Genomic DNA, 22189 nt, shown 5'->3' with positions numbered 1-22189 from the left:
CTCAGGGTGTGGCCGAGGGGTTTATCGGCTGGGTACGTCGTACGATGCAAACAAAGCCGGATCTGTCCAGAAGTCGAATCGAAAGCGTCCATGGAGGAACCGTGGGTTTGTTGAAGTCCAAGGGCCGGGTCGAGACCGCGAAGGACAAGGTCCGACCGCTGGCCGAGTCGGCCGTGGGCACCGCACGGGACAGTGTGGGCAGCGCACGGGAGCGAGTGTCGCCGTACGCCGAGAAGGCGGTCGAGCGTGGTGCCGCCGTCGCGCACGCCGCGGTGGAGAAGGCCGGACCGGTCATCGACGACGCTCTGAGCAAGGTTGGACCGGCCACCGAGCACGCTGCTGAGCGGGCCCGCGAGCGGTTCAACGACGACGTCCTGCCGAAGGTGACCGCCGCGCTTGCGACGCTTGCCGCCGCGGCCGAGCCGGTCATCGAGGAGAGCTCGCGCCGGGGCAAGGCCACCAAGGCCGCGCTCAAGGGCGAGATCGACGTCCCGAAGAAGAGCCACAAGCTGCGCAAGGTGGTGCTGTTCCTCGGCTTCGGGGCACTCGCCGCCGCGGCAGTGAAGAAGCTGCTCACCCCGCCGGAGCCGGCTTGGCAGTCGACCCCGACCAGCGGCCGCGACTACAGCTCGGCCCCGGCCGGTACGACGTCGCGCCCGGCCGCCGACAAGCCTGCGGCCGCCGCGCCGAAGGCTGAAGCCAAGACGGACGCTCCGTCCGCCAACGGCAAGACCGAGGACGCGAAGGCCGAGACCGAGGAAGCCGCGAAGGCCTCCTCCAACGGTGCCGCGAAGAAGGCTGCCACTCCGCGCAAGTCGACCGACACCAAGCCGACCGACTCCTGAGCCACCCTCGACACCGCAACGGCGAAGGCCGCGACCCCCAGGTGGAGGTCGCGGCCTTCGTCAGTTCAGCGGCCGGTCAGATGAACGCCGGCCGGTTCAGCGCCGGTCAGCCAGGACCGGTCAGTTCAGGGTCTCGTCCGCGGGTTCGCCGTCGGAGCGGTCGGGGCGGGTGGTGGAGATCCGGCCGGCCGAGAGCAGCTGGGTCGCGTAGCGGTGGGTGATGCAGGGGTAGCTGCCGCCGCACTCGCGGCAGACGGCGTCGTTGCGGTGCAGCCAGGGCAGTACGCCGAACCGTTTGATCCAGGTCAGCGGCTCACGATCCGGTGCATGCATCTGAAGGGCCGTTCTGGCCGCGTCCTGGATCTCCGGCGCGGACCACTCTTCGGCGCTCTTGTCCATCAACTGGCTCAGGTCGTCATGCGGCGCCGAGCTGGGCTGCGTCATTCATCGTCTCCGGGCAGGTCGGGGCGGAACCAGTCAAACGTGTGATCGAACTGTGTCAGTGTGATCGCACACCGCGACATTAGCGCTTGGCTGACCGATACCTGTCATCGCAACGGCACGGCGGAAACTTCTTTACGCTTCATCTGCAACTTCTTCACTGAGTGTTCAGAGCCAGCGCGTTTCGAGTGTGATCCGTGCTTCGAGTTCGAGCAGGTGCCGCTTCAGCGGGATGCCACCGCCGAAGCCGACCATCTTGCCGCCGGCCCCGACGACCCGGTGGCAGGGCACGATCACCGCGATCGGGTTGCGGTTGCAGGCGACCCCGACGGCCCGCGCTGCCCCCGCGTCGCCAACGGCCTTGGCGACCTCGCCGTACGTCTCCATCTCGCCGTACGGAATCTGCTTCAGCCGCTCCCAGACAGCGCGCTCGAACTGCGACCCGCCGCGCACCGACAGCGGCAGGTCGAACTCGGTCAGCTCGCCGGCGAAGTACGCCTTCAGTTGCTCCTCGGCAGCGATCAGCAGCTCGTCGCGGGCCCGGTCCGGCCCGAGCTCGATGGCGCCGAACCGCAACCGGCACAGGCCGTGGTCGTCAACGGCGACGGACAGCTCACCGATGGGCGAATCGAACACGGACCAGCGCATAGTCCTATGGTCCACCCAAGGACCGACACTATGGCAGGCCGCGGCCGCTACCGCGCAACGACACCTGCCGGTGCCGCACACAAGGTTCGCGGACGATCACTGTCTGTGTGCTATTTCTGATGCCTCGCCGTTGCCAGCCTGCCCGAGGAGGTGTACATGACCGGTCAGCCGCCGATGGACCGATGGTTCAGCTCCGAGGAGGCGATGGGCCTGGCCGCCTCCGTACTGATCGGCGTTGTCACCGTGCTCGGCTGGGCCACCGCGTGGTCCGACTGGTACTCCTTCCGCACCCTCGAGCGTTATCCAGGCAACGACGACAAGTTCGCCCGGGCCGACCTGATCTCCGGCTCGCTCGGCATCGTCGCCGCGATCGCCCTGTTCGCGGCCGCGGCGGTCTTCATCGTCTGGCTCTGGCGGGTCCGCTGGAACGCGGAGATGTTCTGCCGCGGCGAGCACCGGTTCACTCGCGGCTGGGTGCTCGGCAGCTGGATCTGCCCGGTGGTGAACCTCTGGTACCCCAAGCAGGTGGTCGACGACATCGTGGCGGCCAGCGACCCGCGGACGCCGACCGGGATCGAGTCGCTGCGCGGTATCCCCGGCACCCGGCTGGTCTGGGCCTGGTGGCTGACCTGGGTGGTCGGGCTGGTCCTCGACAACGTCGCCCAGCGCAGCGTGCTGAACGGCGCCCCGCAACTCTCCGAACTTCGGACGAATGCTGTGATGTCCGGCATTTCCGCGATCAGCACAACCGCCGCGGCAGTACTCGCAGTGATGTTGGTTCAGCGCATCAACGAACTCCAGCTGCGCCGGCCGTGGACGCCGTGGTGGGCCCAGGACCAGGCCGGATATCCGGTCGATCGGGGCTACCAACCTCCTGCTCTGTAAACCAAACCGTTACAGACCGTGGAGTACGTCGTTACAAGTGGTGATGGGCGTACGAAAAGAGCGCGTTAAGTCGATACCCTCCGTGCTGGCATCGACTCCACAGGCGTACTTACTTCGTGGTATCAATGTGGCTCGGTCACGCGGGGGCAGGACACGATCGAAACGCCGAACAGACGGAGTTCCAGCAACGCGAGGGACGCAAGACGTGAGCCACCCGCAACGAGCAGTTCTTTCTGCTGTTGAAGCAAAAGATGAGTGGCAGCCACATGCCGCCGAAGAGTTCCAGCAGGTCGGTACGGTCGGGAAGATCGCGATCGGTCTGCTCGGCGCCTCAACGGTCACTCATCTGCTGTGTACGTGGTCCGACTGGAACACCTACGGCGTGGTCAACGGCTACCTCGGTGGCGGCCCGAACGTCGACGACGCGGATCTGAACCGCGCCGACGCGATCTCCCGGATCACCTCGATCCCGAACGTCATCATCTCCGTCGCCGCCGCCGTGGTCTTCGTGATCTGGCTGTGGCGAGTGCGGGTCAACTCCGAGGTCTTCTGCCAGGCGGACCACCGCCGCAGCCACGGCTGGGTGCTGGCCAGCTGGTTCGTCCCCGGCCCGAACCTGATCTACCCGAAACAGATCGTCGACGACATCTGGCTGGCCAGCGATCCGAAGACTCCTGTGTACGCCGACGACCTGCGCCGGCTCAGGAAGCCTCTCCTCACGAACGTGTGGTGGGTAGCCTGGGTCGGCGCTCTCGTGTTCGACGTGGTGATCCGCCGGGCGCTGATGTGGATGGAGGCGACCGTCGGCTCGCTCCGCGGCATCGCCCTCGCCGGTACCGCGTCGCTGATCCTGACGGCCGTCGCCGCCACCGGCGCGACGCTGATCATCCGCAAGATCAACGGCATGCAGACCAGCCGCGAATGGATGCCCTGGTGGGACCAGCGCGAGCCGAAGCTGGTGGCCGTCCCGTCGTACCGGGTCGCTGCCGACGACGACACCTCCGAGCAGCCCGCGATCGCCGAGCCGATCGCCCAACCGCGGCTGGACCGTCAGCCCGCGCTGGCGCTCGCCGCCGGTGCGCCGCCGGCCGAGGAGGCTCCGAAGTGGAGCCCGTTCGCCCCGGCCGCCGAGGCCCCGGCCGCGCCGTCCTGGGAGGACGCAGGCCCGGCCACCGAGCAGTTCAGCCCGATCGAGAGCTGGCGCGAGGACACCGGCCAGGTGATCGAGGCACAGCCGTCGTACCAGCAGACCGCTTCCGGTCTGGAGACGCCGACCTGGTCGAGCCCCTCCAACCCGTACCCCCCGACGCCGAGCAACGACCTGCTCTCCTCCGCGCCGCTGCCGAGCTGGCAGGCCGAGACCGTCGCGCCGCCGGCCCAGCCCGACCCGTACGCGTACCAGCCGGCCGCCCGCACCACTGAGCCGTCGGAGCCCTCCTGGGCCAGCTCGTACTCCGAGCCCTACTCGTACGAGAGCAGCAGCACCACCTCTGACTACCTGACCTCCACGGAGCCCGCACCCGAGCCTGAGCCCGCGCCTGTTGCGCGCGCTGGTCGCAGGGCCGCTCGGGTCGCGGTTGACAGCCCGTCGACGGTTCAGGCCGCAGTACCGGCTTCGGACAGCTACTACCAGCAGGCGCCGTCGCTGCCGGCGCAGGACGACTACCTCACGCCGTCGAAGCCGCTGCCGACCGTCCCGTCGTACGGTCCCGAGCCGTCGTACACGCCGGAGACCAGCTACACCGCTCCGACCTACACGCCTGACCCGACCTACGCGCCGTACGAAGAGCCGGCGGCCCCGGTGGCCACCCCGGAGTACGAGACGTCCTACACCTCGGAGTACTCGTCGAACTATTCGTCGTACACCGAGCCGACGACGCCCGAGCCGACGTACACCTCGGACTACAGCAGCAACCCGAGCTACGACAGCTACTCGTCGGAATCCTCGTACGACACGTACAGCTCGAACACCGGCTACGACTCGTACACGCCGGCCCCGGAGACCCCCTACACGGCACCGGCCACCGACGACTACAGCACGAGCTACGACAGCTCCTACAGCCCGACCTACCCGCAGGAGAACTACTCCAGCGAGTACACCTCGGACTACAGCACCAGCTACTCCGACCAGCCGGCGACGGACTACCAGTCGTCCCCGTACTCGTACGAGGCCCCGGCCGAGCCGACCACCCCGGCTGCTCCGACCACTCCGGCCGCTCCGGAGAAGGACGACTCGGAGACCACCGCTCCCCGCACCCACCCGCGCCGTCGCTGGGTCTGACCGAGTGTTCCCGCTCGGTTTCTCCACCCTCGGCTGTCCCGGCGAGCCCCTGGACCACGTCCTGGAGCTTGCCAAACGCAACAACATTGCCGGGCTGGAGCTGCGGACGGCCGACGACGAGTTCACCCACCTCGGACTGACCCCGGCCGAGCGCCGCGCGCTGCGGACCCGGATCGAGGACGCCGGGCTGGAGATCCTCGCCGTCAACAGCTACGTGAAACTCTGCGCGGTCGAGGAGCAACCGCTCGAGGCGCATCTCGAACTGGCCGCCGACCTCGGTGCCCGCGGTGTCCGCGTCTTCCCAGGCGATGACCCAGCGGAGCACCTCGCAGAGGGTCCGACCCCAGGCGAGATCCGCGCGCTGGACCGGGTGACGTCCGCCCCGAAGGACTCCCGGATCCTGCTGGAGACGCACGACTCGCATTCGGCCGGACAAAAGATGGCCCAGCTCTGCCGGCTGCTGGACGCCGAAGCACCCAGCCACAACGTGAAGGTGCTCTGGGACAGCGCCCACACCTGGAGCCGCGGCGAGACCCCTGCCGAGGCGTACGACCTGCTGAAACCCTGGATCGACTTCATCCAGATCAAGGACGAAGACTCCACCCAGGACTACAAGCCGGTACCGATCGGCGCCGGTGACTACCCGATCGCCGACCTTCTGCAGACCCTCAAAGGCACCGACTACTGGCTCTCCCTCGAATGGGAGCTGAAGTGGCACCCGCACCTGCCACCACTGGCCGAGGCCCTACCGGCAACGCTGACCTGGTTGTCATGACCCGGAGGTGCAACGCTCGTTGTAGTTGTACAACGAGCGTTGTACCGACCAGAGGCTGACTCCCATGGACAAGCGGCAAGCGGTGCTTGCGGGCGGGCTGACCGTGTTCGCGCGGGACGGCTACGCCCGGGCGAGCATCGACGTGATCGCCGCGGAGGCGAAGGTCTCGACGCGGACGATCTACAACCACTTCCAGGACAAGGCCGGCTTGTTTCATGCGGTGATCCAGGACAGCGCCGAGCGGGTCACCAGTGCGCGACTGGAGATTGTCGACCGGTACCTGCGCAGGATCACCGATCTCGAGGCGGACCTGGTCGAGTTCGGGATCGCCTGGCGGACTCCGATGCCGGACTACGCCGATCACGCCGCATTGGTCCGGCAGGTCAACGCCGAGGCCGGCCACCTCCCCGACGGGGCGATCGACGCCTGGCAGCAGACCCTGACGGTTCGCCGCGTGCTGGCCGACCGCTTCAACACCCTTGCCGACGACGGCCTGCTCGACTTCGAGGACCCGATGCAGGCAGCGTTGCACTTCTGCCTCCTGATCTCCGACTCCTCAGCGGAGATCCGCGCAACGGTCACCAGCGGCGTCCACACCTTTCTGCACGGATGTGGTGCCCGGCCGGCAACGGTTGAAAGGCGAACTAATAAAGGGCTAGGCCACAATTTCGCGTCGGCGCATGACGTTGGGCACTGATCACTCGTCAAAGGAGTGAAGTCCCAACGGGGGACCTTGCAAGGTAAGGACATTCATGATGCGTACCGACATCAGGTGGTGGCCGCGGTGAGCCCGCGGGCGGTCGACAAGCGGGCCCGGCCGGGTAACGAAGCCACCCCGGGGCCGGCCGGACCTCCAGTGACCACGGCCGAGTTCGAGACCATCGAACCGGCCGAAGCCGAGGTGGCCGTCGAGGTCACCGACGGAGCAAAAGACTGACGTCACCGAATTCGTGCCACAGGTAAGAGTGTTCGAGGGCGGCGTCGTAAGCACGCTGCACGACGTCGCCCCCGACCACCGATTCCAGCAACAACAGATGTGAAGCCTCCGGCGCGTGCATTCCTGTGATGAGCCCATCGACAACACGCGCCGGATGGTCAGGCCCGAGCACCAGGTCGGTCCAGCCCTTCGCTGCGACCACACGGTCAGCCTGGGCCGCCGACTCGATCGCGCGCACCGCGGTAGTGCCGACTGCGATCACCCGGCTGCCGTTGGCCTTCACCCAATTCACCAGGTTCGCAGTGTGGTCAGTTACCTCGTACCGCTCGGGCAGTGGCAGCTCATGGCTCTCCAGCGACGACACTCCGCAATGCAGCAGGATCGGAGCGATCAGTACGCCGGCAGCCGCCAGCTGACTCACCAGCTCGAAGCTGAACGGCCTGCCCGCGCTAGGCATCTCCGCTGAGCCCGGCTGATTCGCGAACACCGTCTGGTACAGCGCGAGCGGCCACTGCTTGCCGACGTACTTGTAGGTGATCGGCCGCCCGTTCCTCCATAGGTAGTTGACGACGTCTGCCACCGGCGGCTTGGCCTTCCACAACCGCAGACTGCTTGGCTCGTACGGCTCCAGCAGCGTCAGTACTCCCTCCGGCAACTCCACCCGATCGCCTGCCGAACCACCGAACATCGGCAGGCCGCCGTTGCGCAGCTCGACCACCCAGTTGCCGTCGTCGAGCTCAGTTGAGAAGTGCACGACCACAGGAGCGACACCCGAGCCAGTGATCCAAGTACCGTCCACTGCGGCGCCCAGCGTCCCCGAGGTGTTGACCAGCAACAGATCGCCGGGCCGCAGGTGCTCGCCGATCCGATCGAACCTCGTGTGCGTGACGGTCGACCCCTCCGCGACCAACAGCTTCACCTGGTCCCTGGCCAGCCCGCGTGCCTCCGGTGGTTCGACCGCGTTCAGCTCGTCGGGCAGCGTGAACCTGGTCTGTGGATGGACTCTCACGACGTGACCGCCGGCGCGAATTCGGCCGCGCGGTAGCGACCGCTGGCCGGTCGACTGTCCAGCAACTGCAGAAACGCCGGTACGACGCTCGCAGGCTCGGCCCGATCAGAAATGTCTTCCCCGGGAAAGGCCGCCTGGTGCATCGCCGTCCGAAGGTCACCCGGATCCACCGCGTACACAGCCAGCCCCGGCTGCTCCGCAGCGAGTACAGCACTCGCGTGATCCAGCGCCGCCTTGGCCGACCCGTAGCCGCCCCACCCCTCGTATGCCTCCACCGCGGCGTCAGAGCTGATGTTGATCACGATCCCGGCGGACGCAGCCAGATCCGGCAGCAGCGCCTGGCTCAACGCGATCGGCGCGATCACATCGACGTCGTAGACGCGCCGCAGCTCGTCGAGATCGGTACCGGCGAACCGCTGCAGCGGACTCGCGCCGAGGTAGCTCGCGTTGTTGACCAGCAGGTCGAGCCGGCCGAGTTCACCGACGGCATCGACCAGGTCGGCCCGGTGCTCGGCGTCGGTGACGTCACCGGCCAGCGGCACGACGTCGGTCTTCGCGGCCAGCACGTCGGCCGCGTTCTTGAGCGCATCCGCGCCCCGGGCGTTGATGATCAGGGCCCAGCCACGGTCGGCCAGACCGTGCGCCAGCGCGAGGCCGAGCCCCGCGCTGGCGCCGGTGATGAGAGCAACAGGACGTGTCAGAGATTGGTTCGTCATGCCCGTCACCCTCATACCTCAAGCTAGCTTGAGGTCAAGCGTTACCGGCCGTCGATCTCGTACTCCGAGAGCTCCCTGCGCTCCGCACTGCTTTCTTCCCTCGCTGGGGGGATCAGAATGCCGGGGCTGAGGATGTTGTTCGGGTCGAGGACGCGCTTGACGGCCTGCAGCGTCTCGACCGCCAGCGGGCCGATCTCGGCGGCGTAGGCGTCGCGGTGGTCCGTGCCAACCGCATGGTGATGGGTGATCGTGGCGCCCGCCTTGGCGATCGCCTGGTTGGCCGCGGTCTTCGCCAGACGCCACTGCGCGACCGGGTCGTCGGTCTGGGCGGAGATGACGGTGAAGTACAGCGAGGCGCCGGTCTCGTAGACGTGCGAGACGTGGCAGAGCACGATCGGCGGGGTGCCTTGGCTGGTCAGTTCGTTGACGAGCGCCTCGGTCACGCCCGCCTTCAGCGCCGGGAGGGTCGACCAGAAGCCGGCCGTCTCGAGCGTCTCGACCAGCGCGCCCTCGTCCAGGAGGGGGTCGCGGAGATACGGAGCCCGGTACCGGCCTTGGCGCCAGGTCTCGCCGGGTCCCTCGCCCAGGGACTCGCCACCGGCAGCCGTGAGGACCTCTGCCAGTTCGGCGCGGCGTTGCGGAGTACGGGCGCCTTCGAAGCCGACGATGGCGAGGACTCCGCCGGATCCGCCGCTGAGGACGTCGGGGTCGGCGAGGTTGATCGCGGTCTCGGCTTCGTCGGACAGCCGGAGCACAGTCGGCAGCGGACCGTCCTGCGCGAGGCGGCGGATCGCTGCCAGGCCTTGCTCGAAGTCGGCGAACCGCCAGCCCTCGAAGGAGCGCTCGGTCGGGCGGGGGCGGATCCGGAGTACGACGCTGGTGATGATGCCGAGCGCGCCTTCCGAGCCGAGGATGAGCTGCCGGAGATCCGGCCCAGCCGCCGACATGGGCGCCCGTCCCAACTCGATCGTCCCCCGCGGAGTCGCGACCGTCAGCCCAACCACCATCTGATCGAACCGCCCGTACCCCGCCGACGACTGCCCACTGGACCGCGTCGCCGCATACCCACCGATACTCGCGCCCTCATACGACTGCGGAAAATGCCCGAGCGTGTACCCCCGCGCAGCCAGCAACCCCTCAGCCGCCGTCCCCCTCACACCCGCTTCGATCGTGGCCGTCCGGGAAACCTCGTCGATCTCCACCAGCTTGTCGAGCCTGCGCAGGTCAACGGCGACAAACGTGGTGCCTTGCGGCGCAAGCCCACCCACTACCGAGGTCCCACCCGCATACGGCACCACCGCGATACCCCGCTCCGAGCAGACACCCAAGAGCGCCTGCACCTCATCATGCGAGCCCGGGTAAACAACCGCCGCCGGCATCTCGCTGGTATCGCCCGCCCGATACCGCAACAGATCCGGAGTCGAGTACCCCCGGGTGTGCGCCCACCGGCTCTCGAAGTCCGTCACCACAAACTCAGCACCAAGGAGCTCCACCAGCCCCTCCACCTCACCCCCACCAAGCTCCCGCCCGCCCGTGCCATCCACTTCGCCCGACGCCGTAGATGCCGGGCGGTGTACCCCGAGGTGTTTGAGGGCTTCTAGCGCGGCGGCCGGCAGGTCGACGGCGTGGGCTGGGTCGCCCCAGCGGCCGGGGGTGAGGTTGACCACCGGGAGGTCGGATTCGGTCATGGAGGCTCCTCATCTGAGGTCTCGGCAGGTAGCGTCGCCGAGGGGCGCAACCCCTCTTGAAGTCGGGGAAGTCGCTGATACACTCTGACGTGTGATGTCTCAGCGTAGCAGCGAAACCGATACCTCCTCCAGCTCGACCGGATCGTCGCGCCCGACGCCGGCCAACGCCATCGGCGAGGAGCGGATCCTGGACGCGGCGTACGAGCTGCTGCTGGCCATCGGCATGCGCCGGATGACGATGGCGGACATCGCCCGGCACGCCGAGGTCTCCCGCGCCACCCTGTACCGCCGCTGGCCGAACGTACAGGCAGTGGTCGCCGCGCTGATGACCCGCGAATGGACCACCGCGCTCGTCTCCGCCTTCCAGCCCGACGCCGTCGACGGCCGCGCGCGCCTGGTCGAGGGCGTCGTCGAGGTGGTCGCGAAGACCCGGACCCACCCGCTGATGCGCAAGATCATCGAGCTCGACCCCGAGTTCCTCACGCCGTACCTGCTCGAGCGACGCGGCAGTAGCACCGTCGCGCATCTCGCACTCGTGAAGGCCGGGATCGAGTCCGGTCAGGCCGACGGTTCGATCCGCGACGGCGACTCCGACTGGCTCTCGCGGCAGATCATCCTGGTCTCGCTCGCGTCGGCGGTGTCCGGACCGGTGCTCGCCGAGCCGAAGGAGTACCCCGAGCTGGACGAGGAGCTGCGGGTGATGCTCACCAGGTACCTGACGCCATGATCGCGGTCGGCAACGCCAGCCTCAACGCGGCCCGGCGGACGCGCGAGCTCGACTGGCTCGACACGACCGGCCGGGTCGACGTCCTCGTGATCGGCGGCGGCGTCACGGGCACCGGCGTCGCGCTCGACGCGGCCGCACGCGGTCTCACCGTCGCCCTGGTCGAGAAGCACGACCTCGCCTTCGGCACCAGCCGCTGGAGTTCCAAGCTCGTTCACGGCGGCCTGCGTTATCTCGCCTCAGGCCATGTTGGGATCGCGTACGAGAGCGCCGTCGAGCGCGGCATCCTGATGAAGACGACCGCACCTCATCTCGTCCATCCGGTGCCGCAGGTCGCGCCCTGGTTTCCGGAGGCGCGGTATGCCCAGGCGGCCTTGCTGCGTGGCGCTTTCCTCGGCGGCGACGTACTCCGCACCTTCGCCCGCACCAGCGACGACTACCTGCCGCACTCCCGCCGGGTCAGCTCGGCGGAGGTACTACGTTACGCACCGACCGTCCGCCCGCAGGGCCTGCGCGGCGGCTTCCTCACCTGGGACGGCCAGCTGTACGACGATGCGCGGCTGGTCGTCGCGATCGCACGCACCGCAGCGTCGTACGGGGCTCGCGTCATCACGCACTGCGCCGCCGAAGAGGTGACCGGCCGAGGCGCGGTACTGGTCGACCAACTGTCCGGCCGGCGGATCGATCTCGACGCCGGGATCGTGGTCAACGCGACCGGCATCTGGGCCGATCAAGTTGCCTCGGGCATCAAACTCCGGCCGAGCCGGGGGACGCATCTGGTGTTGCCGCAATCGGCGTTCCGCGGGCTGTCCGCAGTACTGACCGTGCCGGTGCCGGGGGAGTTGCGGCGGGTCGTGATGGCGATCCCAGCGCCCGACGGCCGGGTCTATGTCGGGCTGACCGATGAGGAGGCGCCTGGTCCGGTCAGTGATGTTCCACGTGCAACGGAGGCCGAGATCGACTTCCTGCTGTCGACGATCAGCGCGGCGGTGCGGGTGCCGCTGACGCGTGACGATCTGCTCGGCAGCTACGCGGGTCTGCGGCCGCTGCTCGACACGGGGCATCACAAGGGGTTGGACAAGACGGCGGACATCTCCCGGCGGCACGCGGTGATCACGAGTCCCGACGGGGTCGTGACGATCGTGGGCGGCAAGCTGACGACGTACCGGCGGATGGCGCAGGACACGCTCGACAAGGCGCTCGCTCAGTCATCGGTCGAGGTGCGGCGGCCTTGTCTGACGCATCGGATTCCGCTGGTGGGTGCTGCGAGCCGGGTGCAGTTGGCGGCGGTGCGGGCGCCTTCGCGCTTCGTCGACCGGTACGGCGTGGAGGCGACGGACGTGATCGCGGTCGAGCCGGAGTTGCTCGCGCCGATCGCGCCGGGGCTGGCGACGACGCATGCGGAGCTGCGCTTCGCAGTACGGCATGAAGGGGCGTTGACCGAGGAGGACCTGCTCGATCGGCGGACCCGGATCGGGTTGTCGGCGACGGATCGGGAGCTGGCCCTGCCAGCGGCGCGGGAGGCGTTCGCCGCAGTCTGAGGTTTGCAGCTTTTGGCCTGTGGACAACTCCTCGCCGCTCCCACCTCCGGGTTAACTTGTCTGTGGGGAGGTGAGGTCGGTGAGTCAGCCGTATCCGGGGCCGCCCGGCTATCACCCATCGCCGTATATGGGGCCGCCGGCGCGGACGTACAAGCCGCTGCGGCAGATCACTGTGGTCTTCCTTGTCCTGATGGTGCTGACCACGCTCGTCGCCGTCCTCCAGGCGGTGCTGATGTGGCGGTCGTACGACGACGTGAAGCGGCTCGTCTACGGACTGCTCTCCGAGGACGAGCTCGCTCGCGGCGTGGAGTCGATCGGGAACAGCGGTCCCTTGCTCGACCTGGTCAGCCTGCTCGTCCCCGCGACCGGGGTCTTCTTCGTGATCTGGCTGTGGAAGGCGCGAGAGAACACCGAGGTCTTCACGCCGTCCGCAGGTGTCGTCTATCAAGGGGCAAAGCGGCTCGGCAACGGCGTGCACCGGCGCGAGCAAGGCTGGGTGATCGGTAGCTGGATCTGCCCGATCGTCCAGTTCTGGTATCCGCTGCAGGTGGTCGAGGATGTGGTTCGCGCCAGCGCGCCGCCTACCGAGCAGCCAGGTCGGGGTCGGGCGAAGTCGTCGAGAGGGTTGCTCTATACCTGGTGGGCCGCCTGGACGACGTTCTGGCTGATCATCGTCGGCGGGAGCGGCTTCGCGCTGGCCAGCTTCATCGTGTGGGTGGTGCGGCTGGTGCATCGCAAGGAAGTGGCCGACGCGACCGGGGACTATGTGGACATCTACGACCTGCAGAGCTTCATGGTCCGGACGGCGCTCGCGGTGAACATCGGCTTCACGGTCGCTGCTGTGCTTCTTGCCGTGGCAGGGGTGGCGATCGTCTGGCTGATGTTCCGCACCAATGTGTGGCAGGACGAGCGGATGGCGCCGCGGATCACCGAGCCGCCGGCCGGGCCGCCGCAATACGCTCCCCGGCCGCCAGACTTCCCGTCCTACGCGCCTTACCCACCGTCGTCGTTGGCTCCGCCGCCGTACGCGCCGTCACCGCGACAACCGTGGCCCTGACGCCGGCTTCGACTATGACCTTGGCAGTCGGCAGAGGACGGCGGTTGCGTCGTCGTAGCGCTTGCCGCGGAAGGTGCCGACGGGGGCATCAGCGTCGTACTGCCTGACCTTGTCGATCAGGGTCTGCGGACCGGCTGTCGCGAGCGTGTCGACCAGGTCCTCCCAGGTGTGGCCGTAGCGCTCGGAGTAGCGGGAGGCGCCGTCGGTCAGCAAGGAGATCAGCTCTACCGCTGCGCGTTCCGTAGTACCGGCGACTGCTTCGTACGCCGCCTTGGGCTCGGTACTCGCGACCCAGAACCCACCCGGCTGGTTGCGCAACCGGCGTACGGCTTCGAAGGTGTACTCCGGCAGCAGGTCGACCCGGTTGTCCGCGAGCACCGTCACGCGCTGGTCGGGGGCGCGCAGCACGATCGGCGAATCAGCCAGCACCAGGTGCTCGACCTGCTCGTCACTCACCCGCACCATCGCGACGGTCGACGACGGGCTGTCGGGGTTGGCCAGATCGCACGTGTCCACGTGCTCAGCCCGTACTGCGGTGATCGCGTCCGCGAGCAGCTCGGGGAGCGGCGACTGCGACCGCCCGAGCAGTGGGAGCGCCAACTGAGTCCCCAACCGCGCGACCAGCCAGGCCACCGAGTGCACGCAACCCGACTCGATCCCCTTCGGCGCGGTCGCACCATCGAGCACCACCACGAAGTCCGGCCCACTGATCACCAGGTCCTCGTTCGGCCCTTCCCGATCCGGCGCAGGCTCACAGACCGACCAGATATCCACAGCCTCATTCTCGGGGGCGGGCGGTCCAGGTGTCGGTGAGGGACTGGTCGAGCGGGATCTTGCTGGACCAGCCGAGGTGTTTGCTGATCAGGGACGTGTCGGCCTGCTGCCAGGCGACCGCGTCGGCGGGGGAGCCCGCGTGGCCGGCGTGCGCCTCACCCTCGACGATCTGGGTCTTGGTGCCGCTGACCTCGATCAGCTTGTTGATCGCATCCCGGGCCAGCGTCGCCTTGCCCGATCCGACGTTGAGGACCGGCGGCAGTTTGCCGTCCGCCGTCGCGACCGCCAGGACGGCTTCGGCGACATCCCGGACGTCGACGTAGTCCCGCCACGCCTCCAGCGAGCCGAGCTGGATCGTGCCGGTCGTACCGAGCTGGCGGAGTACCCGGCCGAACAGGGTGCTCGGTGGCGATCCCGGGCCGGTGATGTTGAAGGAGCGCACCACGACGGCATCGGCGCCGTTGCGCTGCGCGCGGAGTACCAGCTCGGAACCGGCCAGCTTGGTGTACCCGTACGCCGCTCCTGGACGGAGCTCAGCCTGCTCGTCTTGGCTAGTACCGCGTGGCGCGCCGCCGTACTCCGCGGCCGAACCGATCTGGATGAAGCGCGCGTTGGTCGCGTGCCCGTTCATCGAGGACAGCAGCGACTGGACGGCGACGACGTTGCCACGAGTCAGCTCGAGGACGTCGCCATGGGTGGCGGCCGCGGCGTTGACGATCACCGTCGGCTTGTACGCTCCGAGCTGGGTATCCAGCGCATAACAGTGCCCGCTGGCCAGGTCGAAGCGCCGATGCGGGTCGCCGGTCGATCGGGTGAACCCGCGGTACTCGATCCCGCGCTCCGCCAGCAGCCGGCAGATCGTGCCCCCGAGAAACCCGCCGGCGCCGAACACCATCACTCGCTCTGATCCGGTCACATCGGCCATCCTCCCGCTCGATCTGAACTTTGTCGGTGGATCAGGGCAAACTGCGGGCTAACCGAAGGGAGTGCCATGGCGCAGCACAGGTCAGCACCCAAGACCGAGTCCACGATCCGCGATTGGGACGAGGCCGATCCGTCCGGGCAGACGTACAGCCGGGTGTTGTTCATCGACTCGGATCTGACCGAGGTGAACAACCAGCGCGGGGTGTTCGAGGAGTGCGTCTTCCGCGGGGTCCGGTTCAACGCGTCGGTGCACCAGGAGGCCGCGTTCGTGAACTGCACCTTCGTCCGGTGCTCGTTCTTCGACAGCACCTTCACCCGGTGCAAGTTGATGGGCAGCATGTTCGACGACTGCACCTACAACCTGATGAAGGTCGAGGGCGGCGACTGGTCGTTCGTGGGTCTGGCTGGTGCGAACCTGACCGGAGCTGAGATCAGCGGCACGAAGCTGCGGGAGGCCGATCTCACCGGTCTGCGCGCGACCAAGGCCGTACTGCGGAACGTGGACCTGTCCGGCGCCTCGATGCAACGGGCGGACTTCACCGGCGCGGACCTACGCGGATCCGACCTCTCGACGCTCGATCCGCTCACCGCCACGCTCAGGGACGCGATCGTGGACCTGCCCCAGGCGATCGTCATCACCACCTCGCTGGGCCTGGAGGTACGCCCCTGACCCGAGGCATGCCTGTGGATATCTCCAGGGTTATGACCCTTCATCCCCCGGTTTACCCACAACCTGTGGATAACTATGCAAGGCCAGCTCATCTGGCTCGGGCGACGGGTCGGGCCTTGGCCAGTACGGGGGCCAGCTCGGGGCGGCGATGGCGGGCGGCCGGGCGTCTGACCAGGATCGCGCTGTGCTCCACGACGTACCCGGGGTTCGTCAGAATGACCGGGCGGGTCGCCGCCCGCAGCGCGACCTGGAGACCCGCGGCCAGGCCGACGCCTGCGAACGCGCCGCCGGTGTTCGCGATCAGGTCGTGCAGCTGACACGACCGGCCGAGCGGTGGGATCAGCGCCTGGACCGCCTCGACCGCCGCGGACATCCCGATCCCCGCCGCGATCCCGTCCGCGGGCCGGCCACTCGCCAGGGTCAGCAGCCCCGCCGCCGGGATGAAGAGCAGGACGTTCAGCAGGCCCTGGATCGAGGTGAGCCCACCGGTGGTGGTCAGGTGTGTGCCGCAACTGCCGATCCCTGGCAGCCGGTGGCTGGTCGGGCTGAGCGTGGCCGCGAGGATCAGCGCGAAGGCAGCGGGCATCAGCAGAGCCGCGATCCGTGGGACCGGACTACCTGGCCGGCGCGCCGACGAGATGGCGATCGGAACCGTCATCCCGGTCAGCACGACCCAGGTGTCCAACAGGTGCGGAATACCGCGATAGGTCTCGAGCACGCGTCCGGAACCTCCGTCGTCGACCGGCCCGCGCAGTTCCGGTAGGTGTCCGCGCGATCACGTCGTCAGTGGTTTGCCCGCTGTCTTCCTCCACAGAGACTCCGGCGTCCACTCCACCGACCGCTAGGCCACTCAGGACATCTGCACGCACCCGCAAACAAACAGTGAGTTCCCCGTGACAATCCGTACACGAACTGTCACGCCCTCCCCCTATCGATGCACCAGGCAATCAATTTAGTAGCCCCAGGCAACAGATCCGGTTACCCGTCCTCACACCCGATACCGTCGTGGTCGGCGTCGAGGCGGTAGATGTCGGAGCCGATCACCTCGACCGGGCCCGCGACGTACGCCGGCCCGTTGCCGGTGCCACCTTCGCAGTCGACGTCGCTGGCGATCGGGACGCACCCGGTGTAGTTCGGGTCGCATCCACCGCCGGTCTCTTCCTTCTTCGTGCCGATCGACGTGATCTGGGTGACCGGTGCAACGGTGACAACCTCGCGGACGAGCCGCCGACCGGTCTCCTTGCCGTCCGTATATGTCACCGCATAGGTGAGTTGCTTCTTGCCCTTCACCCCTCGCGTGGTGACGGCGCTCTCACCTTGTGGCCGCTCCGGGTCCCGTACGTTCTTCTTCTTGAACGCCACCGACCGCACCACGACCACGTTCTTGGTCACCACGACCGGCGTCGCCTTGACCGGCTTCGACACCAGAGCAGGCGGCGGCACGGACGGCGTACCGGCCGAGGTGCTCGGCGGCGTGCTCGGTGTGCTTGACGGCGTGACGGCCTCGGTTGCCGATGGCTCGGCCGATGCGTCAGACGACGCTGCGGCGCCCGGGTCCGTCGTACTGGTGACCCGGCCGGCGACCCGCGGTGACGAGGTTTCGATGCCGCAGCCGGTCAGTAGTAGTGCCAGTGCGATCAGCAGTCCCCCCACCGATCGCTTACCCCTTGCCCCCCACATACTTCAGATCCACACTTCAGTTTTCATCTCCACACGATCTACCCGCACCTGACCTGCGAACAGACCTGGGAGCTACCGAAATCATCACGCGCCTGGAGATGACTTCTCCCGATCAGCTTGTTTCGGGGGAGCTGCTGGATGTGTCCATCGAGTTGGTCGAGGTGGGGCCGGATGACGCTGCTGTCGTGCGGTCCGTTTACGTGTGGATCTGGGAGCCGTTGAAGGCGCACGGCCGGTTGGAGTGGAGCGACGAGGAGTGGGTCGCCGAGCTGTCCCATCCCGCCATCCGGACCTGGATTGCCCGGCTGGAGGGTGAGACGGCCGGCGTGGTGGAGCTGGAGCTCAGCGCGGACGGTGAGGTCGGCATCGTGGTGTTCGGCCTCGTTCCGGCGTACCAGGGGAGAGGACTCGGAGCCGCCTTCCTGACCGCCGCGACCCAGCTGGCCTGGCAACTCGGCCGGCCGACCAAGCGGGTCTGGCTGCAGACCTCCTCCGACGATCATGCCCATGCCCTCGGCAACTACCAGAGCCGCGGCTTCCGGGTCTTCTCGGCGGAGCCTCAGTAGCGGACGTCGCTCTGCAGGAGTGGCGGGTAGACCGTCGAGGGCACCCCATCGACCGTGGTGCCGGCGAACTGGAGCATGTCCCGCGGCGCTCCGTGCATCGGGGCGGGGTAGTTGAGGGTCGGCGCCGAGACCTCGTCCAGGGTGCTCAGCTGTCCGGGTGTCAGGGTCACGGCGAGCGCCGCCAGATTGCTCTCCAGGTGCTCGACCCGGCGGGCTCCGATGATCGGTACGACGGTGCCTTGCCGGGCTCGCAGCCATGCCAGTGAGACGGCTGCCGAGCTGGTCCCGAGTTCGTCGGCGATCTTGGCGACGGCGTCGATGACGACGTACTGGGCCTCGGTGGGGCTGCCGACGTACGCAGTACGGGCCGAGTCGGTGACCTCGGTACCGCGCCGGTACTTGCCGGAGAGGAAGCCGTGAGCCAGCGGGCTGTACGGCGTCAGCGCGATGCCCTGGTCGAGCGCGAACGGGGCGACCTCGCCCTCGACCGTGCGGGCCAGGAGGCTGTACTCGACCTGCAGCGCGATCAACGGGGTCCAGTTCTTCAGCAGGGCCGTCGTCTGTGCCTGGGCGGTGAACCACGCGGGCGTGTTGGAGAAGCCGACGTAGCGGATCTTGCCGGCCCGGACGAGGTCGTCGAGCGTGCTGAGCGTTTCCTCGATCGGGGTGTGGCGGTCCCAGTTGTGCAGGTAGTACAGGTCGAGGTAGTCGGTCTGCAGGCGGCGCAACGTCTGGTCGAGCTGCGCGCGGATCGATGTGCGGCCGGCGCCGCCGCCGTTCGGGTCGCCGGGGAACATGTTGCCGAAGAACTTCGACGCCAGTACTACGTGCTCGCGGCGGCCGGGCTGGGCGGCGAAGAAGTCGCCGAGGATCTTCTCCGAGTGGCCGTTGGTGTAGAAGTTCGCCGTGTCGACGAAGTTGCCGCCGAGGTCGAGGAAGGTGGCGAGGATCTTCTCGGACTCCTCGACGGTGGTGCCGGCGCCGCCCGGGTCCTCGCCGAACGTCATCGCGCCGAGCGAGAACGGGCTGACGCGCAGGCCGGAACGGCCGAGGGTGACATAGTGATCGAGTTGCATGATCATGCTCCAGTTCGTGGTTTTGGTGTTGCCACTATCGAAGCGTCTTCGTGTGCTTTGGCGGTAGATTGATCCGCGCTGGCTGTTGCCTATTCCGATCATCTTCGGCCGAATCGTGTCTGACTGTGATTTGCTGGGATCATGCCTGACAGCTCCGTACTGCTCGCCGAGATCCGGGACCGGCTCGCGACCCATGCCCGGCCGGATCTGCAGTCTCCGATCGACGGCCTGTCGCTCGCCCGGATGGAGTCCTCGGCCCAGGAGTACTCGCTCACCGAGCCGCTGCTGGTCGTGATGGCTCAGGGCGGCAAGCAGCTCCTGCTCGGCAACGAGGTCTTCGAGTACCGCGCGGGCGAGCTCCTGATCGTGACGGCCGACCTGCCGGTCACCGGCCACTTCATCGAGGCATCGCCGGAGGTGCCTTCGCTGGGGCTGGGCCTGGTACTACGCCCGGCCGCCATCGCGCCGCTGCTCCTGGAATCCAGGGTGGGCCAGCGATCCCGTAGTACGGCAAGCACCCCGGCGATGGCCACCGGTCCCGCCAGCCCGGAGATCCTCGACGCTGCGGCCCGCATGCTCCGCCTACTCGACACGCCTGACGACATCCCGGTACTGGCCCCGATGCTCGAGCGCGAGATCCTCTGGCGCCTGCTCACCGGCCCGCACGGCGAGGTGATCCGCCAGATCGGCCTGGCCGACAGCAGCCTCACCCACATCAGCCGAGCCATCCGCTGGATCCGCGACAACTACGCCGAACCGATGCGGATCGCCGACCTGGCCCGCCTGGCCGGCATGAGCCCAGCCGCCTTCCACCGCCACTTCCGCGCCATCACGGCGTTGAGCCCACTCCAGTTCCAGAAACGCATCCGCCTCCAGGAGGCACGGTCCTTATTGGCCGCCCACCCCGGCGACGTAGCCGGCATCGGCCACCTGGTCGGCTACGACAGCCCCTCCCAGTTCAACCGCGAATACCGCCGCCTCTTCGGCACCCTACCCGGCCAACACGCCACCCACCTCCGCACCAGCACCCCCGACCTGCCTTAGCCCACGACAGTCCCTTGGTCGTAGACCGCCTGCCACCCGGAGTCACCCCGACGCCAAACCGTCGCCCGTCGTCTGCGCCTCGAAGTCGGCGCGGGTCGTCCCCAACTCGGTCCGATGAGAGATCGGCTCGCGCGCCCTCAACTCAGCAAGCACGTACTAGGCGACTGGTGGCAGGGGAGCGCAGGTCATCGTTGGCGGGTGCGTGTTTGTCGCCGGCCAGTTGCTGATAACCCTTCTGGCGTTCGGACTCAGAGCTAGAGCCCCTCTCAGCCAGGGCAAGAGGCAAGCAAGCGGGTACCACGTGTTGTGGCAGCGGCTGAGCCTGGGCCGGGAGCTGCCCTCGGCCGGCCGTGTACTCCGCCGTGGCCCTCAGTTGCCGGATGCCTTGAGGTAAAGGTCGACCTCGGGTAGTACTTCGGACAGCGGTCGGTGCATGTCCAGCTGAAGGTAGTTGTCCGAGGGCCGTTCGACACGGTCCATCCAGACGCGGAACAGCGCCGCCCCATCCATCGGCTCGTCACCGAGATCCACCGGCGGCTGGTCCACGCCGCGACGATGGGTCCGCAGCCGCGGCCGCTGAGCAAGCCTCTGGTCGAGCAGCTTCAAATCACGAACCTGGCACTCGATGTACCGGTAGCCAGCACCGTGCGCCTTGGCGATTTCCCTGCCCTCATTGACGATGCGCGGCCAACCGCACGGACTGTCCATGATCACCGGATGCCCTTGACCAAGCACCTGCCGAGCCAACGCGTACATCACCTCGTACGCCGCCTTGGCACTAGCGTCGAGGTCAGCGCCCGAATCGAGAACAGCCGTCTTGATGACGTCGTAGTCCAAGGCAACCGCACCGAACGTCTCCACGACATGCGCGGCAACGGTCGACTTCCCAGAACCCGGAACCCCCGACATCTGCAGCAGAAACACCGCCCCACCACCGCCCCTTCGCCGCAGCCGCGCCCGCACCTACCGCAGTATGCCTGCCGCTCCCTTTCCTCGCCGTCGCCCCGGCGGCTGTCATGATCGGCCGATGATGACCAAGGCGGAGTACCTCGCCAAGGCTGCAGTCGAAGACGACTGGGCGCCTGGGTGGCTTGCAATCGACGCGGCATTCGACACCCACTATCCGGGCATCACGCCGGCGCACCTCGGCACACTCCTTCCCGCACGCGCCATGTTCGGGGGCGAGGAGTACCTCGACGGGTGCAGCATCTTCCCCAGCCCGAACGGCTACCAGCACCTGCTCACATACGGGATGTCCACGCTCTACGTCGATGAAGAGTCGTACGGCGGCGAGTTCAGCGGCTGGGGCTACGAGATGACGATGAAGGTCCGAGCCGACGGACCGGACGACTGCGGATGGGCCGTCAGCTCGATGAGCAACCTCGCTCGCTACACCTACACATCAAAGCGCTGGTTCGAACCTTTCCAGTTCATCAGCGGCCGCGGCCAGCCCCTGCGTACCGACAGCAACACCCTCTTGACGAGCTACCTGACGGTGCCGGACACGGAGGTCAACGGCATCGACACACTCCACGGCCGAGTCGACTTCATCCAACTGGTCGGCATCACCCAACCCGAACTCGACTGGATCGCCGGCACCTCCCCAGAAGGCGCCACCGACCGCACCAAAGCCCTCGCCCAACGCATAGCCGAAGACGGCAACCCCAACCTGTCCACCAACCTCTCCCGCACCCACAACTACGTCTGACCACCTAAAAGTCGAGGAGCTCAGTCGGTAGGTGGGTAGACGTCCATCCAGACGACTCCGTCTGCACTGGCTAGGGCCTTGATGAGTGTTTCTGGAAGAGTCATCGCATGTTGGCCGTCGGCAGGGCTCCAGCTACAGAACAGGCGCACTCTAGATGCATCGCCACTGGCCGCTCTGGGAAGGTGCGACTCTCTTAACCA

General features: G+C 67.6%; 24 protein-coding genes. 13 read left to right on the top strand and 11 right to left on the bottom strand.

Features of this window, described 5'->3' with window-relative positions:
* Positions 1 to 101: 101 nt before the first annotated feature.
* Positions 102 to 845: a hypothetical protein gene (locus tag OHA70_RS11740; RefSeq protein ID WP_442913883.1), complete on the top strand. Its 744-nt coding sequence runs from the start codon at positions 102 to 104 to the stop codon at positions 843 to 845.
* A 120-nt stretch (positions 846 to 965) separates the two neighbouring features.
* On the opposite strand, the gene OHA70_RS11735 is transcribed toward OHA70_RS11740, so the two are convergent.
* Both OHA70_RS11735 and OHA70_RS11730 read right to left on the bottom strand, forming a co-directional pair.
* Complete coding sequence (locus tag OHA70_RS11735; RefSeq protein ID WP_328331563.1) at positions 966 to 1289, bottom strand: hypothetical protein; 324 nt, start codon at positions 1287 to 1289, stop codon at positions 966 to 968.
* 165 nt (positions 1290 to 1454) lie between these two features.
* Positions 1455 to 1934, bottom strand: coding sequence for a methylated-DNA--[protein]-cysteine S-methyltransferase (locus OHA70_RS11730; protein ID WP_328331561.1), 480 nt, complete (start codon positions 1932 to 1934; stop codon positions 1455 to 1457).
* A 156-nt stretch (positions 1935 to 2090) separates the two neighbouring features.
* Here OHA70_RS11730 and OHA70_RS11725 point away from each other — a divergent pair, with 156 nt between their 5' ends.
* The 5 genes from OHA70_RS11725 to OHA70_RS11705 all read left to right on the top strand — a co-directional run bounded on the left by OHA70_RS11725 (position 2091) and on the right by OHA70_RS11705 (position 6812).
* Complete coding sequence (locus tag OHA70_RS11725; protein ID WP_328331559.1) at positions 2091 to 2819, top strand: DUF4328 domain-containing protein; 729 nt, start codon at positions 2091 to 2093, stop codon at positions 2817 to 2819.
* A 205-nt stretch (positions 2820 to 3024) separates the two neighbouring features.
* Complete coding sequence (locus OHA70_RS11720) at positions 3025 to 5100, top strand: DUF4328 domain-containing protein (RefSeq protein WP_328331557.1); 2076 nt, start codon at positions 3025 to 3027, stop codon at positions 5098 to 5100.
* 4 nt (positions 5101 to 5104) lie between these two features.
* Complete coding sequence (locus OHA70_RS11715) at positions 5105 to 5875, top strand: sugar phosphate isomerase/epimerase family protein (protein ID WP_328331555.1); 771 nt, start codon at positions 5105 to 5107, stop codon at positions 5873 to 5875.
* Between the two features lie 64 nt (positions 5876 to 5939).
* Positions 5940 to 6572, top strand: a complete 633-nt coding sequence (locus OHA70_RS11710) for a TetR/AcrR family transcriptional regulator (RefSeq protein ID WP_328331554.1) — start codon at positions 5940 to 5942, stop codon at positions 6570 to 6572.
* 87 nt (positions 6573 to 6659) lie between these two features.
* Positions 6660 to 6812 carry a hypothetical protein gene (locus OHA70_RS11705; protein ID WP_328331552.1) on the top strand — a complete coding sequence of 51 codons (153 nt, stop codon included), beginning with the start codon at positions 6660 to 6662 and terminating at the stop codon, positions 6810 to 6812.
* Here the strand turns inward: OHA70_RS11705 and OHA70_RS11700 are convergent.
* Genes OHA70_RS11700 through OHA70_RS11690 form a run of 3 tightly spaced genes read right to left on the bottom strand, consistent with a single transcriptional unit; the run spans position 6790 to position 10225 of the window.
* Positions 6790 to 7821, bottom strand: a complete 1032-nt coding sequence (locus OHA70_RS11700; RefSeq protein ID WP_328331550.1) for an S-adenosylmethionine:tRNA ribosyltransferase-isomerase — start codon at positions 7819 to 7821, stop codon at positions 6790 to 6792. The genes OHA70_RS11705 and OHA70_RS11700 overlap by 23 nt on opposite strands.
* Positions 7818 to 8537, bottom strand: a complete 720-nt coding sequence (locus OHA70_RS11695; RefSeq protein ID WP_328331548.1) for an SDR family NAD(P)-dependent oxidoreductase — start codon at positions 8535 to 8537, stop codon at positions 7818 to 7820. The genes OHA70_RS11700 and OHA70_RS11695 overlap by 4 nt, the downstream gene beginning before the upstream one ends.
* A 41-nt stretch (positions 8538 to 8578) precedes the next feature.
* Positions 8579 to 10225, bottom strand: coding sequence for an FAD-binding oxidoreductase (locus OHA70_RS11690; RefSeq protein ID WP_328331546.1), 1647 nt, complete (start codon positions 10223 to 10225; stop codon positions 8579 to 8581).
* A gap of 94 nt (positions 10226 to 10319) precedes the next feature.
* Between OHA70_RS11690 and OHA70_RS11685 the strand changes: the two genes are divergently transcribed.
* The 3 genes from OHA70_RS11685 (at position 10320) to OHA70_RS11675 (ending at position 13547) form a co-directional block, all read left to right on the top strand.
* Positions 10320 to 10952 carry a TetR/AcrR family transcriptional regulator gene (locus OHA70_RS11685; protein WP_328331544.1) on the top strand — a complete coding sequence of 211 codons (633 nt, stop codon included), beginning with the start codon at positions 10320 to 10322 and terminating at the stop codon, positions 10950 to 10952.
* Positions 10949 to 12490, top strand: coding sequence for a glycerol-3-phosphate dehydrogenase/oxidase (locus tag OHA70_RS11680; RefSeq protein WP_328331542.1), 1542 nt, complete (start codon positions 10949 to 10951; stop codon positions 12488 to 12490). The genes OHA70_RS11685 and OHA70_RS11680 overlap by 4 nt, the downstream gene beginning before the upstream one ends.
* Positions 12491 to 12569: 79 nt before the next feature.
* The gene (locus tag OHA70_RS11675) at positions 12570 to 13547 is read left to right on the top strand and encodes a DUF4328 domain-containing protein (protein WP_328331540.1); all 978 of its coding nucleotides are present in this window, start codon (positions 12570 to 12572) and stop codon (positions 13545 to 13547) included.
* Positions 13548 to 13559: 12 nt separating this feature from the next.
* Here OHA70_RS11675 and OHA70_RS11670 read toward each other — a convergent pair whose 3' ends face one another.
* Together OHA70_RS11670 and OHA70_RS11665 are read right to left on the bottom strand one after the other, a co-directional pair.
* Positions 13560 to 14321 (bottom strand): protein phosphatase 2C domain-containing protein, encoded by a 762-nt coding sequence (locus tag OHA70_RS11670; RefSeq protein ID WP_328331538.1) that lies wholly within the window; start codon positions 14319 to 14321, stop codon positions 13560 to 13562.
* 4 nt (positions 14322 to 14325) lie between these two features.
* Positions 14326 to 15237 (bottom strand): NAD-dependent epimerase/dehydratase family protein, encoded by a 912-nt coding sequence (locus OHA70_RS11665; RefSeq protein ID WP_328331536.1) that lies wholly within the window; start codon positions 15235 to 15237, stop codon positions 14326 to 14328.
* Between the two features lie 75 nt (positions 15238 to 15312).
* On the opposite strand from OHA70_RS11665, the gene OHA70_RS11660 reads away from it, so the two are divergent.
* Entirely contained in the window at positions 15313 to 15915 is a 603-nt protein-coding gene (locus OHA70_RS11660; RefSeq protein ID WP_328331534.1) for a pentapeptide repeat-containing protein, read from the top strand.
* Between the two features lie 88 nt (positions 15916 to 16003).
* Here OHA70_RS11660 and OHA70_RS11655 read toward each other — a convergent pair whose 3' ends face one another.
* Both OHA70_RS11655 and OHA70_RS11650 read right to left on the bottom strand, forming a co-directional pair.
* On the bottom strand, positions 16004 to 16633 hold the full coding sequence (locus tag OHA70_RS11655) for a VanZ family protein (RefSeq protein ID WP_328331532.1): 630 nt from the start codon (positions 16631 to 16633) through the stop codon (positions 16004 to 16006).
* A gap of 260 nt (positions 16634 to 16893) precedes the next feature.
* A complete protein-coding gene (locus tag OHA70_RS11650) occupies positions 16894 to 17568 on the bottom strand; it encodes a G5 domain-containing protein (RefSeq protein WP_328331530.1) in 675 nt (224 codons plus the stop codon).
* 125 nt (positions 17569 to 17693) lie between these two features.
* Between OHA70_RS11650 and OHA70_RS11645 the strand changes: the two genes are divergently transcribed.
* Complete coding sequence (locus tag OHA70_RS11645) at positions 17694 to 18161, top strand: GNAT family N-acetyltransferase (protein WP_328331528.1); 468 nt, start codon at positions 17694 to 17696, stop codon at positions 18159 to 18161.
* Here the strand turns inward: OHA70_RS11645 and OHA70_RS11640 are convergent.
* Positions 18155 to 19237, bottom strand: coding sequence for an aldo/keto reductase (locus OHA70_RS11640; RefSeq protein ID WP_328331526.1), 1083 nt, complete (start codon positions 19235 to 19237; stop codon positions 18155 to 18157). The two genes, OHA70_RS11645 and OHA70_RS11640, sit on opposite strands and share 7 nt — an antisense overlap.
* A 141-nt stretch (positions 19238 to 19378) precedes the next feature.
* Here OHA70_RS11640 and OHA70_RS11635 point away from each other — a divergent pair, with 141 nt between their 5' ends.
* The gene (locus OHA70_RS11635) at positions 19379 to 20281 is read left to right on the top strand and encodes an AraC family transcriptional regulator (RefSeq protein ID WP_328331524.1); all 903 of its coding nucleotides are present in this window, start codon (positions 19379 to 19381) and stop codon (positions 20279 to 20281) included.
* Positions 20282 to 20650: 369 nt separating this feature from the next.
* On the opposite strand, the gene OHA70_RS11630 is transcribed toward OHA70_RS11635, so the two are convergent.
* Complete coding sequence (locus OHA70_RS11630) at positions 20651 to 21205, bottom strand: AAA family ATPase (RefSeq protein ID WP_328331522.1); 555 nt, start codon at positions 21203 to 21205, stop codon at positions 20651 to 20653.
* 103 nt (positions 21206 to 21308) lie between these two features.
* On the opposite strand from OHA70_RS11630, the gene OHA70_RS11625 reads away from it, so the two are divergent.
* On the top strand, positions 21309 to 21989 hold the full coding sequence (locus tag OHA70_RS11625) for a suppressor of fused domain protein (RefSeq protein WP_328331520.1): 681 nt from the start codon (positions 21309 to 21311) through the stop codon (positions 21987 to 21989).
* Positions 21990 to 22189 lie beyond the last annotated feature (200 nt).

The sequence above is a fragment of the Kribbella sp. NBC_00382 genome, from assembly GCF_036067295.1.
Classification (GTDB): Bacteria; Actinomycetota; Actinomycetes; order Propionibacteriales; family Kribbellaceae; genus Kribbella.
Note: the sequence above shows the minus strand (reverse complement) of the source record. Positions and strands in the feature narration are given on the sequence as shown.